This is a genomic window from Agrobacterium leguminum (assembly GCF_005144435.2).
Taxonomy (GTDB): domain Bacteria; phylum Pseudomonadota; class Alphaproteobacteria; order Rhizobiales; family Rhizobiaceae; genus Agrobacterium; species Agrobacterium leguminum.
Genome location: NZ_CP120211.1, coordinates 2,735,533 through 2,750,596, shown reverse-complemented (window position 1 = coordinate 2,750,596; position 15,064 = coordinate 2,735,533). Strand labels below are relative to the sequence as shown.

The 15,064-nt window shown below is 60.6% G+C and carries 8 protein-coding genes; 7 read left to right on the top strand and 1 reads right to left on the bottom strand.

Annotation, left to right across the window (positions count from 1 at the left end; translation table 11 throughout):
• The first annotated feature begins 10 nt into the window (after positions 1-10).
• From ahcY to trxA, 7 genes are all read left to right on the top strand, one after another.
• On the top strand, positions 11-1,411 hold the full coding sequence (gene ahcY, locus CFBP4996_RS13130) for an adenosylhomocysteinase (protein WP_080852913.1): 1,401 nt from the start codon (positions 11-13) through the stop codon (positions 1,409-1,411).
• Between the two features lie 208 nt (positions 1,412-1,619).
• Positions 1,620-4,202 carry a sensor histidine kinase gene (locus CFBP4996_RS13125; RefSeq protein ID WP_080852914.1) on the top strand — a complete coding sequence of 861 codons (2,583 nt, stop codon included), beginning with the start codon at positions 1,620-1,622 and terminating at the stop codon, positions 4,200-4,202.
• Complete coding sequence (gene tsaE / locus CFBP4996_RS13120; protein WP_080852915.1) at positions 4,199-5,710, top strand: tRNA (adenosine(37)-N6)-threonylcarbamoyltransferase complex ATPase subunit type 1 TsaE; 1,512 nt, start codon at positions 4,199-4,201, stop codon at positions 5,708-5,710. Before CFBP4996_RS13125 ends, tsaE begins: the two co-directional genes overlap by 4 nt.
• 16 nt (positions 5,711-5,726) lie before the next feature.
• The gene (locus tag CFBP4996_RS13115; protein ID WP_080853284.1) at positions 5,727-6,464 is read left to right on the top strand and encodes a nucleotidyltransferase family protein; all 738 of its coding nucleotides are present in this window, start codon (positions 5,727-5,729) and stop codon (positions 6,462-6,464) included.
• Positions 6,461-9,646: a double-strand break repair protein AddB gene (addB, locus tag CFBP4996_RS13110; protein WP_080852916.1), complete on the top strand. Its 3,186-nt coding sequence runs from the start codon at positions 6,461-6,463 to the stop codon at positions 9,644-9,646. The genes CFBP4996_RS13115 and addB overlap by 4 nt, the downstream gene beginning before the upstream one ends.
• Positions 9,636-13,193, top strand: a complete 3,558-nt coding sequence (gene addA / locus CFBP4996_RS13105) for a double-strand break repair helicase AddA (protein WP_080852917.1) — start codon at positions 9,636-9,638, stop codon at positions 13,191-13,193. The genes addB and addA overlap by 11 nt, the downstream gene beginning before the upstream one ends.
• A gap of 77 nt (positions 13,194-13,270) precedes the next feature.
• Positions 13,271-13,591 (top strand): thioredoxin, encoded by a 321-nt coding sequence (gene trxA / locus CFBP4996_RS13100; protein ID WP_003505361.1) that lies wholly within the window; start codon positions 13,271-13,273, stop codon positions 13,589-13,591.
• Between the two features lie 46 nt (positions 13,592-13,637).
• Here the strand turns inward: trxA and CFBP4996_RS13095 are convergent, their stop codons facing one another.
• Entirely contained in the window at positions 13,638-15,017 is a 1,380-nt protein-coding gene (locus CFBP4996_RS13095) for a bifunctional folylpolyglutamate synthase/dihydrofolate synthase (RefSeq protein ID WP_170988554.1), read from the bottom strand.
• Positions 15,018-15,064: the final 47 nt, after the last annotated feature.

The window sequence follows — 15,064 nt, the reverse complement described above, 5'->3', positions numbered from 1 at the left end:
GGAGAACTTCATGAGCCTTGAGAAGGACTACATCGTCGCCGATATCAACCTTGCCGCATTCGGCCGCAAGGAACTGGACATCGCCGAAACCGAAATGCCGGGCCTGATGTCCTGCCGCAAGGAATTCGGCGAAAGCAAGCCGCTGAAGGGCGCACGTATCACCGGTTCGCTTCACATGACGATCCAGACCGGCGTTCTGATCGAGACGCTGAAGGAACTCGGTGCAGACATCCGCTGGGCGTCCTGCAACATTTTCTCGACGCAGGATCATGCGGCGGCGGCCATTGCGGCAGCCGGCATTCCGGTATTCGCCGTCAAGGGTGAAACCCTGACGGAATATTGGGAATATACCGACAGGATCTTCCAGTGGGCCGATGGCGGTCTCTCCAACATGATCCTCGACGATGGCGGCGACGCCACCATGTACATCCTGCTCGGCGCACGCGCTGAAGCCGGTGAGGACGTTCTTTCCAACCCCGGTTCGGAAGAAGAGGAAATCCTCTTCGCGCAGATCAAAAAGCGCCTCAAGGCTTCGCCCGGCTGGTTCACCAAGCAGCGCGACGCACTGAAGGGCGTCACGGAAGAAACGACGACCGGCGTTCACCGTCTTTACGATCTCAGCAAGAAGGGCCTGCTGCCCTTCCCGGCGATCAACGTCAATGACAGCGTCACCAAGTCGAAGTTCGACAACAAATACGGCTGCAAGGAATCGCTGGTGGACGGCATTCGCCGCGCAACCGACGTGATGATGGCCGGCAAGGTTGCCGTGGTCTGCGGTTACGGCGATGTGGGCAAGGGTTCTGCCGCCTCGCTGCAGGGCGCCGGCGCCCGCGTGAAGGTCACCGAAATCGACCCGATCTGCGCGCTTCAGGCCGCCATGGATGGTTTCGAGGTCGTTCGTCTGGAGGACGTGGTTTCCTCCGCCGATATCTTCATCACCACCACCGGCAACAAGGACGTGATCCGCATCGAGCATATGCGCGAGATGAAGGACATGGCCATCGTCGGCAATATCGGCCATTTTGACAACGAGATTCAGGTCGCCTCGCTGCGTAACCTGAAATGGACGAACATCAAGCCGCAGGTCGACATGATCGAGTTCCCGAAGGGCAACCGCATCATTCTTCTGTCCGAAGGCCGCCTGCTGAACCTCGGCAACGCCACCGGTCACCCGTCCTTCGTCATGTCGGCATCCTTCACCAACCAAGTGCTGGGCCAGATCGAGCTCTTCACCAAGCAGGGCGAATACAAGAACGAAGTTTACGTGCTTCCCAAGCACCTCGACGAGAAGGTCGCGCGCCTTCATCTCGAGAAGCTCGGCGTGCGCCTGACCGAACTTTCCGACCTTCAGGCAGATTATATCGGCATCTCGAAGGAAGGTCCGTTCAAGGCCGAACACTACAGATATTAATCTCATAGTTAATATCCACTGAAATTACACAATATCTAGATGCCGTGCGCTTGACAAAGCGCGCGGCATCTTTTTTGCGCGCTCCCTTTTCGCAGATTTATGAAGGCGGTATTGTCATCAGACTTGATTCGGACACGCCAAAGGGCGGCGGGGACGAAATGGGATGTCTTGTCGAAGATGCGGCACATAGGACGGAGACAGACCGGGGATGTCGGTTCAAAATTCGGATCTGCGCAAGCAGACAGTTCAACGCGTTGAAAACACGCAAGCGGGCGTGGCATTGAGCGCGGCTCTTGCGCGTTGCCGGCAGGTCGTCAGTGCGGTTCAGACAGGCTTTGCGAGGCTTCCTGTCCTGATGTCGGGCACGGTTCTGGCCGGCTCCGCAAGCGTGGCGCTGGCGCAGGACGGCCTCGTGGCAAAGACCGGCGCGCGGTTGTTCTCATCCGGAGAAACCATCACCTATTCGCTTTTCGTCGGCATGCTTTCGGCAACGCTGTTTTCCGTCGTCTGGCTGGTGCGCCAGCGCGGTAATATCGAGGCGGAAAGCAGCGAATACCGACAGGCGCTTGCCCAGTCCCACCACAAGATCGCGAAATACGAAGCGTTGATTTCCGACAAAAGCCGCCGCATCGTCATCTGGGACGGCGCAGACAAACGGCCCGAATTTCTGGGACAGCTGCCGGCCGAGACGGGTGTGCCGCAGGCGGATCACGATTTTCTGGCCTTTGGCCGCTGGCTGAAACCGGCATCCGCAAGCCAGCTTGATAAATCCATCGAAAAACTCCGCAGCCATGCCCAGAGTTTCGACCTGACCATCGAGACGCAGCGCGGCGAAGTCATTGAAGTTCAGGGTCGGGTTTCCGGGGGCAATGCCTTTGCGCGTTTCATAGCCCTCAACAATCTGCGCGCCGAACTCGCTGAATTGCAGGTAGAGCGCGAGCGCCTGATCGCTTCCGTCTCGACCTTTCAGGAACTTCTCGATTCCATCGAGCAGCCCGTCTGGCGGCGCAATGGCGAAGGTGACCTCATCTGGGTCAACCACGCCTATGCGCAGGCGGTGGATGCCCGTGACACCGAACAGGCCGTTCATGAAAAACGCGAACTGCTGAACACGGTTACCCGGCAGAAGATACGCGCGGCCGCGACACCGGAATCGCCCTATCACGACCGTATTTCGACGGTGGTTTCCGGAAACCGCACCTTCTTTGACGTCGTCGACATCAAGACGGCGGGTGGGTCTGCCGGCATCGCCATCGATGCCACCGAGGCCGAGACCATCGGCGAGGAACTCAAGCGGGTTCTGAAGAGCCACGCCGAAACGCTCGATCATCTGGCAACGCCTGTCGCCATTTTCGACGGCCGGCAGCGGCTGCAATTCTATAATCAGGCTTTTGCGGCTCTCTGGGGTCTCGATCTCGTTTTCCTCGAATCCAGCCCTGACAATTCCGAACTTCTGGACAGGCTGCGCACCGCCGGCAAATTGCCGGAGCAGCTGAATTGGAAGAACTGGAAGGAGACGGCGCTCTCCGTCTACCGTTCGCTGGATACCAAGACCGATCTCTGGCACCTGCCGAACGGCCAGACGCTTCGGGTCATCGCGACTGCCCATCCGCAGGGCGGCGCAACCTGGGTTTTCGAGAACCTGACCGAGCAGGTCGATCTGCAGATGCGCTACAACACGCTGGTAAAGGTTCAGGGCGAAACCATCGACCATCTGGCCGAAGGTGTGGCCGTGTTCGGCGCGGACGGGCGCATTCGCCTCTCCAACCCGGCATTCCGGGCGCTCTGGGGCGTGACCGCGGAACAGGCCGAGACCGGCACCCATATCCGCGCCATCGAAACCGCCTGCACGCAATCCTATGACAGGCCGGACGGCTGGCGCGCCTTCAGCCAGTTCATCACCAGCTTCGACGATGAGCGGCCCTCGCGGCAGGGCACGCTGGAACTGCTTTCCGGTCTTGTGCTCGACTACGCCATCATTCCGCTGCCGGACGCGCAGACCATGCTGACCTTCGTCAACATGACCGACAGCGTGCGGGCCGAGAGGGCGCTGAAAGAAAAGAACGATGCGCTTCTGAAGGCCGACGAGCTTAAGAACGATTTCGTGCAGCATGTTTCCTACGAGCTGCGTTCGCCGCTGACGAATATCATCGGCTTCACCGATCTCCTCAAGACACCCGGCATCGGCCAATTGACGGAACGGCAGGCGGAATATCTCGACCATATTTCCACTTCGTCCTCGGTGCTCCTGACCATCGTCAACGATATTCTCGATCTCGCGACCGTCGATGCCGGCATCATGCAGCTCAATTATTCGGAAAACGATCTGAACGAATTGCTTGAAGACGTTTCGGTGCAGATCGCCGACCGGCTGCAGGAGAGCGGAATTTCGCTCGAGATCGTTGCGCCGGCCCATCTCGGCAGTCTGGTGGCCGATCACCAGCGGCTGAAGCAGATTCTCATCAAGCTCCTGACCAATGCGATCAATTTCGCACCCGAAGGTTCCTCCGTGCAGCTCTCCTGCCAGCGCAGCGAAGGCGACTTCGTGTTCTCGGTGGCGGATAAGGGTCCGGGCATTCCTGAGGACATGCTGAAGAGCGTGTTCGACCGCTTCGCGACGCGCGGCAATGGCGGGCGGCGAACCGGTGCGGGGCTTGGTCTTTCCATCGTCGAAAGCTTCGTCAGCCTACATCATGGCACGGTCAGCATCGACAGCCGGCCCGGCAACGGCACCATCGTCACCTGCCGTATTCCTTCCGGCACACGGCCGCATTCCATCGCCGCAGAATGAGCGAAGACATCTTGCCGATCACCATTCCCCTTGCGGGAGAAAAGGACACCATCAGGCTCGGTGAAGACCTTGCGCTGGCTTTGAAGCCCGGCGATTGTCTCGCACTCATCGGCGATCTTGGCGCCGGCAAATCGACGCTTGCCCGCGCCTTCATCCGGGCAATGGCGGACGAGCCGGATCTTGAAGTTCCAAGCCCTACCTTCACGATCGTCCAGACCTATGCCGCCCGTATTCCAGTCGCCCATCTCGATCTCTACCGGCTTTCGGATGTTTCGGAACTGGACGAACTCGGCATCGATGAGATGCTGGAGGATGGTATCTGCCTGATCGAATGGCCGGATATGGCCGCCGAGATTCTGCCGCCGGAGCAGACCGTCACGCTCCGGTTGACGCATTCCGGCGAAGGGCGGATCGCCTCCATCGAGGCTTCGGCAAAGCTGAAAGCACGGCTTGAACGGGTTTTCGCCATCCGCGCGTTTCTTGCGAAAAATGGTAAGGGCGACGCGGCCCGGCGTTTTCTGAGCGGCGACGCCTCAACACGCGCCTATGAGACCGTTTCCACTGACGGCCCGGACCTTATCCTTATGGATTGGCGACGTCCCCTGAAGGGTGCAATCATCGCGGATGGCAAGACCTACGCGGAAATCGCCCATCTTGCCCAGGACGCCCGCTCCTTCGTTGCGATCGGCAATTATCTTCGAAACAACGGCCTTTGCGCCCCCGAGATTATGGCGGCGGATATCGATCAGGGTATTCTGTTGCTGGAGGACCTCGGGCGGGATGGGGTACTTGCACCTGACGGAACGCCGATAGAGGACCGCTATCTGCAAAGCGTCGCCTGCCTTGCCGCACTCCATCAGGCCCCGCAACCTGGCCTGCTGCCGGTGGGTGACGGCAGCGCCTATGAGGTTCCCCCGTTCGACCGCCAGGCGATGAAGATCGAGGTTTCGCTGCTGGCGGAATGGTATCTGCCGCATAAACGCGGCAAGCCCCTCACCGATAGCGAAAAGAGCGACTATTACGCTCTATGGGACACGCTGATCGACCAGCTCGCCGACTGCGAAACCGGCCTTCTGCTGCGCGATTTCCATTCGCCGAATATTCTCTGGCAGGCGCAGAATAGCGGCGTCCGGCAGGTCGGCCTGATCGATTATCAGGATGCGATGATCGGTCCGAGCGCTTACGATCTTGCCTCCATCGTGCAGGACGCCCGTGTCACCATCTCACCCGAATTGCAGGCGCGCCTGCTTTCGCACTATCTCGACAACAGGAAAAGCGCGCCCTCTTTCTATGAGGCTGCTTTCCTCAAGGCTTTCGCCATCATGTCGGCGCAACGCAACTGCAAGCTCGCCGGTATCTGGGTGAGGCTGTTGGAACGGGACGGAAAACCCGGTTATATGAAACATATGCCGAGGACGTTCCGCTATCTCAGTGCAGCGCTTTTGCATCCGGAACTCGCACCGCTCAAAGACTGGTGCCTGCGCATGGGCATGGAATTCGACGACTGAAAGACGGTTGACCACGATGACGATTAAGAATGCGATGGTGCTGGCCGCCGGGCTTGGCACGCGGATGCGCCCGATCACGGATACGATCCCGAAGCCGCTCGTCCAGATCGCGGGCAAGCCGATGATCGACTATGCGCTCGACGCCCTTGTCGAAGCCGGTGCGGAAACCATTGTCGTCAATGTACACCACCACGCGGAACAGATGGTCGCCCATCTTGGGCAGCGCACCGACGCCGAAATCCTGATTTCCGACGAGCGGACGCAACTGATGAATTCCGGCGGCGGTCTCGCCAAGGGCCTGAAGCTTCTGGAACCCGGCCCGGTCTTCGTCATGAATGCCGATCTCTTCTGGATTGGCGAGCAGCTGAATGCGGTCAGCAACCTGCGCAAGCTTGCGCAATTCTTCGACCCGACCCGAATGGACATGGCGCTGCTCTGCGTCGACATGGACCGCACCACCGGGCACAATGGCAAGCGGGATTTCAACCTCTCCGCCGATGGGAAACTGACGCGGTATCGCGATGGCGATCCGAACCCCGTGGTTTATGCCGGAGCCATCGCCATGGATTCGCAGCTGCTGGACGATGCGCCGGCGGATGCCTTCAACCTCAATATCTATTTCGACCGCGCCATTGAAAGAGACCGGCTTTTCGGGCTTTCTCTGGATGGCCACTGGATCACCGTCGGCACGCCGGATGCGATAGAAGATGCTGAAAGCATCATCCGCCAATTCAGGGAAAAACGCTCTGCATGACGCTCACCCACCACGCAAAGCGCGTTCTGACGATCGCTGCAGGAACGCCGTTCCTCAAGACGCTCGCGGAAACGCTGTGTGACGGGACACTGACAGCCGGCTATAAATATGATCCGGCCGATCCGCTGTCGCTTGCCAAGGTGACGATCTATGTGCCGACGCGGCGCTCCGCCCGTGTGCTGCGCTCCGAATTCGTCGATCTTCTGGGCGGCCGGTCCGCCATTCTGCCGCTGATCCGGCCGCTGGGCGAAACGGACGACGACAGCGGCTTCTTCGAGATCGAAAATCCTGAAATCATGGATCTGGCGCCGCCGATTTCCGGCACCGGCCGGCTGATCGAACTGGCGCGTCTCATTCTCGCCTGGCGCAACAGCCTGCCGGACGCCATCCGGGCAATTCACTCGGATTCGCCGCTTGTCGCCCCCGCCAGCCCCGCAGACGCCATATGGCTGGCGCGTGCGCTTGGCGAGGTGATCGATGCGATGGATACGGAAGAAAAGGACTGGGAAGCGCTTCAGCGTCTCGATACTGGCGATCACGCCCAATGGTGGCAGCTGACGGCGGATTTCCTGCGGATAGCCAGCGTCTTCTGGCCGGCGCGGCTTGCCGAACTCAACCGTTCCTCGGCCGGTCGGCATCGCAACGCCATCCTGCGGGCGGAAGCGAACCGGCTTGCCAATTTGCCGGATACGGGACCGATCATCGTCGCCGGGTCGACGGGTTCCATTCCTGCCGCAGCCGATCTCATCGCCGCCGTTGCCGCCTTGCCCCAGGGCACCGTCGTGCTTCCGGGGCTAGACCTTGCCATGCCGGAGGAGCAATGGGAGGCAATCGCCGAGGACCCTACCGATCCTTCGAGCCGCACCCACTCGCAATATGGGCTTTATATGCTGCTGCAGAAGCTCGGCATCCTGCGCGACGATGTGGTTCAGATGGGCGCCATCGATAGCGATCTGGAAAAGCGCGCAGCCGTGTTTTCGGCCGCACTCGCGCCGGCCAAATCCACCAGCGACTGGAATCGCTGGCGCGAGGACAGGCAGCCCGGCTTTTTCGACGACGCCTTCGCGACGGCCACGCTGATGGAAGCCGCCAATGAGCGCGAGGAAGCGACGGCCATCGCGGTCGCTCTGCGGCTGGCGCTTGAAGCCCCAGGCGCTGGGCGTCCGTCGCAGGCGGCGCTGATAACCCCAGACCGCGGGCTGGCGCGGCGCGTGGCGACTGAGTTGCAGCGCTTCGGCATCGAAGCCGACGACTCGGCAGGTACGCCGCTCTCCGCCACCCCACAAGCGGGGCTGACGCAACTGGCGCTGGAAGCGATCCTGAGGCCCGGCGACCCGGTGCCTATTATCTCCCTTCTGAAACATCCGCTCAGCCGTTTCGGGCTTTCCGATGAAGCTTTCGCAAAAGCCTCCAAAGCGCTCGAGCTGATCGCGCTGCGTGGCGGCCGTGTCGAGACCGAAATCGGCAATCTGGAAGCGGTTCTGGAGGCGCAGCTTCTGGCGCAGCGCGATGACCGGCACCCACCTGCCTGGCGGTTGGCGCTGCCGGAGGCAAGCGCGGAGGCCGCGCGCGACCTGGCACGGCGGATTGCCATTGCGACCGAGCCGCTTGGCTCCGCCTTTATCCGCAAAGATCGATCCGGCCGCGCCTTCACCGATAAATTGCCGCTGTCTGTTTGGGCGGAGCGGACGGGCCGCGTGATCGAAGCCATCTGCGCGGATGAAAACAGCGATCTTGCCGCGCTCTGGTCCGGTGAAGCGGGAGACAAGCTTTCCGAGCTGTTCGGCGAGCTGATGGAAAGCGGCGAAATCCTCGATGCGGATGGACCGCAATGGATCGATATTTTTGCGGCACTGGTAGCCGGTGAATCGATCAAGCCAAGATCGATGCGTCATCCGCGCATTTTCATCTTCGGCGCGCTTGAGGCACGGCTGCAAAGCGTCGATACCGTCGTCATCGGCGGTCTCAATGAAGGACTCTGGCCGGGGCAGACGGCGAATAATCCATTCCTGTCCCGCACCATGAAGACCGCCATTGGCCTCGAACCGCCGGAACGACGCATCGGCCAGCTTGCGCATGATTTCGAGATGGCAAATGGCACCCGGCAGATTTTTTACACCCGCGCGCTGAGGCAGGGCTCAACGCCCGCTGTCGCCTCACGCTGGCTGCAGCGTCTTCTGGCGCTGGGCGGCGAGGATTTTGCCGATAAACTCAGGAAGCGCGGCGAGACCTATCGCCATTGGGCGGGATTGATGGATGAAAGCATCGATCAGGAAGCGGCAAAGCGCCCTGCCCCGAAACCGCCGGCCGAGTTGCAGCCGACGCGCTATTCCTTCAGCGAAGTGGGGCGGCTGCGTCGCGATCCCTATTCGATCTATGCGCGACGCATCCTGAAGCTGGACCCGCTCGATCCCTTCAATCGCGATCCGAACGCCGCCGACCGCGGCACGCTCTATCACGCGATTATCGAGCGCTATTCCCGTGAGGGACATATTCCCGGCACACCGGCCTCGCTCGCGGCCATGCAGCGCATTCTGGACGAATGTTTCGATGCGGAAAACCTGCCTCCCCATGTGGATGTCATCTGGCGACCGCGTTTTGCGGCGGTAGCGCGCGCCTTTATCGACTGGGAAAAAGAACGTCATCCATCCATTCGCCACAGCTTCTACGAGGCGCGCGCCGGGCAGGAAATCGTCGAGGCGGGTATAAGGCTGACGGGGATCGCCGACCGCATCGACATCAAGACAAACGGTCAGGCGGATATTATCGACTACAAGACGGGGCTTGCGCCTTCCGTCAATCAGGCGCGCGCGCTGCTCGATCCGCAGCTTGCGCTGGAGGCGGCCGCACTGATGCGCGGCGCCTTCCGCGAAGCCGGTTCGCCTACACCGGAAAACCTCATCTATGTTCGCCTGCGGCCGGGCGAGCGTTTTTTTGCCGATCAGGTCAATAACGAACATTCCAGCCGAAGCGGCAAAAGACCGCCGAAATCGGCGATTGAGCTCGCGACGGAATCGATCGAACAGCTCGCCAAATTCGTTCATTCCCTGCGTGACGGCGAAAACGGCTTCGCCTCGCGGCTCGTGCCGGAAGAGCAACAATCCTATGGCGGGGAATATGACCACCTCGCCCGCGTTTCGGAATGGTCGACGGCAGAACCGGGAGACGGCGATGACGATTGATCCCTTCGATGCCGGCCCCGCCGCCGACACGCCTGAAAGCTGGATCGACTGGACCAGCGCCCGGCAGCGGCTTGCCTCCGATCCTGCAAGCTCTGCCTGGGTGTCGGCTAATGCCGGCTCTGGCAAGACCCATGTTCTGACCCAGCGCGTCATCCGCCTGCTTCTGGCCGGATGTCGACCCTCGGCGATTTTGTGCCTTACCTATACCAAGGCCGCGGCGTCGGAAATGTCCAGCCGTGTCTTCGACCGTCTGGCGGAATGGGCTACTTTGCCGGATTCCGATCTCAAGGACCGCATCGCCGCCATCGAGGGCAAGGCGCCGGATCGCATCAAGCTTGCCGAAGCCCGCAGGCTGTTTGCCAAGGCGCTGGAAACGCCGGGCGGGTTGAAAATCCAGACGATCCACGCCTTCTGCGAGGCGCTGCTGCATCAGTTTCCGCTGGAGGCCAATGTCGCCGGCCATTTCTCCGTTCTTGACGACCGCGCCGCTACTACCCTACTCGCCGAAGCACGCCGTTCGCTTCTGACGGCGGTTTCAACGGAGCGGGACGCGGAGCTCGCACAATCGCTCGCTTATGTGCTTGATCTCGCCGACGAAAGCGGACTGGAATCGCTGCTCTCCGCCATCATCGCCAATCGCAGCGCCCTTCGCGCCTTTCTTCTGGACGCCAAACAGTCGGGCGGCATCGATGCGCGGCTGCGGCAAGCGATGCAGATCGCAGATGGGGAAACCGAAGAAACCGCGGCGGCGGCCTTCTGGCCTCTGCCTGGCCTCTCAGGCCTTGCGCTCGATACGTATCTCACCCTTGCCGACGAGGTGGGTGGATCACGCGTCATCGATGTTGCTTATGCGCTCAGGGAGGCAAAACGGCAGTCGGACCCCGTGCGGCGGATGGAGTTCATCGAAGCGGCGCTGCTGACAGCCAAGGGCGAAAAGAAATCGGATGCCTATGTCATCAACAAGGGCATGCAGAAATCCGCCCCCGAACTTCTCGATGCGCTGACACTGGCGCGGGACCATGTCGTTTCCTGCCGCAACCGTTATCGTCTGGTGCGGATGCTGGCGGCGACAAAATGTGCCCTTGTGCTGGCCGAAAGGCTGATCGGCGATTTCGAAGACCTGAAGAAGCAGCGAAGCCAGCTCGATTTCGAAGACCTGATCGAGCGCGCGGCTAACCTCCTCAACCGCGATACGGCGGGCGCCTGGGTGCACTACAAGCTGGATCAGGGGATCGACCATATTCTCGTTGACGAGGCGCAGGATACCAGCCCGGTGCAATGGTCGATCATCCAGTCGCTGGCAGCGGATTTCTTCACCGGCGAGAGCGCCCGCTTGGGACGGCGCACGCTTTTTGCCGTGGGCGATGAAAAACAGTCGATCTATTCATTCCAGGGCGCCCGGCCGGAACGGTTTTCGCAGGAGCGCGAAGAGACCAAAAAGCGCGTCGATTCCGTCGAGCAGGCCTTTCACCGCATCCGCCTGCCGCTTTCTTTCCGGTCCACCGAGGATGTTCTGGCCGCCGTCGATCAGGTGTTTTCAGACCCGAATAACGCCAGCGGTCTTAGCGCCGATAACGAGCCGGTGGAACACCGATCCAACCGCGCCGGCCATCCCGGCACCGTGGAGGTGTGGGACATGGTGGCGCCGGAAACCGCCGAAGACGAAGAGGATTGGACAGCGCCCTTCGATGCGCTGCGGGAAAGCGCGCCAGCCACCATCGTCGCCCGCCGGATCGCCGCGCGCATCGCCGATATGATCGGCAGCGAGACCATCATCGAAAAGGGCGTCGAGCGTGCCGTGGAGCCCGGCGATATTCTGGTTCTCGTCAGAAAACGCCATGCCTTTGTCAATGCGCTGACGCGCGAGCTGAAACGACGCAAGAACATCCCCGTTGCCGGCGCCGACCGCCTTCGCCTGACCGACCACATTGCCGTGCAGGACCTTCTGGCGCTCGGCCATTTCGTGGTCCTGCCCGAAGACGATCTTTCGCTCGCCGCACTGTTGAAGAGCCCGCTCTTCAACCTGACCGAAGATGACGTTTTCAACATCGCTGCCATGCGATCGGAAACGGAAAGCGTCTGGAAACGGCTGCAAATCCTTTCGCAGGAAGAGAATAGCCACCTTTCCACCGTTACCGCCAAGCTGGAAGGTTTCATCGCGCTTTCCAAAACGGCCACCGTGCATGATTTCTTTGCAGCGGTCCTGACCCTGCATGACGGGCGCAAAAAATTCCTCGGCCGGCTTGGCAATGAGGCGAGCGACGTTCTGGATGAGTTCCTGTCCTTTGCGCTGGACCACGAAAGAACCGGTCTGCCCGGCCTTCAGGCCTTTCTCTCCGTTCTGGAAACCGATTCACCGGAAGTGAAACGCGAGCAGGACAAGGATCGTGGCGAAGTACGTATCATGACCGTGCACGCCTCCAAGGGCCTGGAAGCGCCGGTGGTTTTTGTCGTCGATGGCGGTTCGAAGGCCTTCAATCACAGCCATGTGCCGAAACTGCGCTTTGTCGAAGCGGGCGAGGACGCCTTCCCGGTCTGGCTGCCCGGCAGCGGCTTTTCCAACCATCTCATTCGCTCGGACGAGGAACGGCTGAAGACGGCAGCCGAAGACGAATATCGGCGGCTGCTTTATGTGGCAATGACACGCGCCGCCGATCACCTGGTCGTCTGCGGTTATCGCGGCCAGAAGGAAAATCCCGAATGCTGGCATGCCATCGTCAGGGCGGCGCTTGCCAACAATGAAGACCATTGCAAGCCGCAGCTTTTCACGGCCGATGGCGAGGAATGGCAGGGGCTTGTCTGGCGTAAATCCGAGGCTCGCGCGACATCTCTTCCGCAAAGGCTGCCGGAAAAGCAGCAGGACGAAGAATATGCTCTTCCGCCCGGGCTGCTTGCTCCCCTGCCTGCCCTGCCCTCCTTGCCAAGGCCACTCAGCCCTTCCGGTGCAGGCACCATCATCGACGACGGTGCGGATGATCTTGCCGTGCGTTCACCGCTTTTCGGCGAGAAAGCCGATGTCTCTTCGCTGGCGCTACAGCGCGGCCGGCTGGTGCATCGCATGCTGCAGGCCCTGCCGGGTTTTGCCGAGACGGAGCGGGAAGAGGCTGCCCGCCGCTATGCGGAGCGAGCGGCCCGTTTCTGGCCCGCGGCCGAACGTGAGCATTTGATCCGGGCGGTTCTGCGGGTCATCTCCGAACCGGCGGTGCAACCGGCCTTTTCCGCCAATAGCCGCGCGGAAATCTCCATCATGGGTACGATGACCATCGGCCGGCAGCACTATGCCGTGTCCGGCCGTGTCGACCGGCTGGCGGTGGATGGTGATCGCGTTATTCTGGTCGACTACAAGACGAACCGGGTTCCGCCGCGCACGGCACGCGAGATACCTTTCTCCCACACCGCGCAGCTTGCCATTTATCGCGAAATTCTTGCACCGCTCTATCCCGGCAAGGAATTCGTCTGCGCGCTGATCTATACGGAAAATGCCGCTTTTGTGCGGGTTGACGATGATGCAATGACGCAGGCTCTTGCCGCAATAAAGACAAAGTGAGATACCGGGGCATTGAAATTCCGACGCGCCCGCATCACATCGATAGCGGAAAAGTTTAGCTGAAAGGAGAGCCAGATATGGCTACCGTAAAAGTCGATGCCGCCAACTTCCAGTCCGAAGTCCTCGAATCCGCCGAACCCGTCGTGGTGGATTTCTGGGCCGAATGGTGCGGCCCGTGCAAGATGATCGCGCCGAGCCTCGAAGAAATTTCGTCCGAGCTTGCCGGCAAGGTCAAGGTCGCGAAGCTCAACATCGACGAAAACCCGGAACTGGCTGCCCAGTTCGGCGTGCGCTCCATCCCGACGCTCGCCATGTTCAAGGGCGGCGAAGTGGCCGACATCAAGGTTGGCGCTGCTCCCAAGACAGCGCTGTCCGCCTGGATTTCGGGCGCCGCATAAACAATATCAGTGGAATGAAAAAGCCCGGCAGCGATGCCGGGCTTTTTTATTGGGGAACCGTGCCGTTCAGGGCAAGCGCGTTGCCGGCAAGATAAAGCGAGCCGCCGATCAGGATGCGCGGCGCCGGTCCTTCGGGGTCGAAGCGGCGCGATAGCTCTTCCAGAGCATGCGTGAGAGACGAGGTGGGTGCCGCCACGAGGCCGGCATCGAAGGCCGCATGAGCAAGTACCACGGGATCGATCGCCGCATCGGTGCCGCCAATCGGCACGGTGAAGACATATTCGGCAATATCGGCGAAGGCCTTGAAATAGCCCACCGGATCCTTGGTATTGATCATGCCTGCAATGATGAACAGTGGGCGTGGCGTCTTTTCCTCAAAGCCGGCCATCGCTTCGGCAATGACTTCGCCCGCGCCGGGGTTATGACCGCCATCAATCCAGATTTCCGAATCCTTCGGGGCCATTTCAGCGATTTTGCCAGTCAGGATGCGCTGCAGACGGCCGGGCCACTCCACGGAGGTCATGGCTTTTTCGATCATCCGTTCCGTCACCTCGAAACCGGCGGCCTTGACGGCACGGATCGCGGCGGCAGCATTGGCAAGCTGATGGCGGCCGGGAAGCCGCGGCAGCGGCGCATCGGCTAGGCCGAACTCATCCTGATAGACCATGCGGCCGAATTCTTCATGGGCGGAAAAATCCTGCCCATAGACCGATACCGGGCAACCGAGCCGCTCCGCCGTGGCGACGAGCGTTTCTAGTGCCGCATCATATTCCTGATGGCCTATGACGACGGGGGAACCGGACTTCATGATGCCGGCCTTTTCCGCCGCGATCAGCTCCACCCGGTCGCCGAGATAGGCCTGATGATCCAACGAAATCGGCATAATGACGGAGACGGCCGGATTTTTGATCACATTGGTTGCATCGAAACGCCCACCCAGACCAACCTCCACGACGGCGGCATCGGCGGGCTGTTCCGCAAAAAGCACGAACATCGCGGCAGTCAGGATTTCGAAAACCGTAATCGTCTGGCCTGCATTGGCAGCCTCAATACGGCGCAACGCATCCGCAAAGACAGCATCCTCGACATAACGGCCCTTTTCCCCGTAAGCGCCGATACGATAACGTTCGTGCCAGTTCACCAGATGCGGAGAGGTATGGACGTGAACGGAAAGGCCCGCCGCCTCCAGAAGCGCTCGGCAAAAGGCCGTGACGGAACCCTTACCGTTGGTGCCCGCAACATGGATAACAGGTGGCATCCTGTTCTGGGGATTGCCGAGTTTTTCAAGAAGACGGGAAATTCTGTCGAGCGAAAGATCGAACCCCTTCGGGTGGAGCTGCATCAGCTCTTCGATGATCTTCTCGGCCTCACCGATCGCGGGCTTCGTCATGTCTTCCGTTCGCCTTTCAGGCGTTTTGCTTGCCATTTGTCCGCCGCATCAAAGATGAAATCATGCAACGTATAGCATCATCC

Bases quoted from the DNA above. Each gene is read 5' to 3' on its own strand.
- tsaE (WP_080852915.1), top strand. From the start codon at position 4,199: ATGAGCGAAGACATCTTGCCGATCACCATTCCCCTTGCGGGAGAAAAG.
- CFBP4996_RS13095 (WP_170988554.1), bottom strand. From the start codon at position 15,017: ATGGCAAGCAAAACGCCTGAAAGGCGAACGGAAGACATGACGAAGCCC.
- ahcY (WP_080852913.1), top strand. From the start codon at position 11: ATGAGCCTTGAGAAGGACTACATCGTCGCCGATATCAACCTTGCCGCA.
- CFBP4996_RS13125 (WP_080852914.1), top strand. From the start codon at position 1,620: ATGTCGGTTCAAAATTCGGATCTGCGCAAGCAGACAGTTCAACGCGTT.
- trxA (WP_003505361.1), top strand. From the start codon at position 13,271: ATGGCTACCGTAAAAGTCGATGCCGCCAACTTCCAGTCCGAAGTCCTC.
- CFBP4996_RS13115 (WP_080853284.1), top strand. From the start codon at position 5,727: ATGACGATTAAGAATGCGATGGTGCTGGCCGCCGGGCTTGGCACGCGG.
- addA (WP_080852917.1), top strand. From the start codon at position 9,636: ATGACGATTGATCCCTTCGATGCCGGCCCCGCCGCCGACACGCCTGAA.
- addB (WP_080852916.1), top strand. From the start codon at position 6,461: ATGACGCTCACCCACCACGCAAAGCGCGTTCTGACGATCGCTGCAGGA.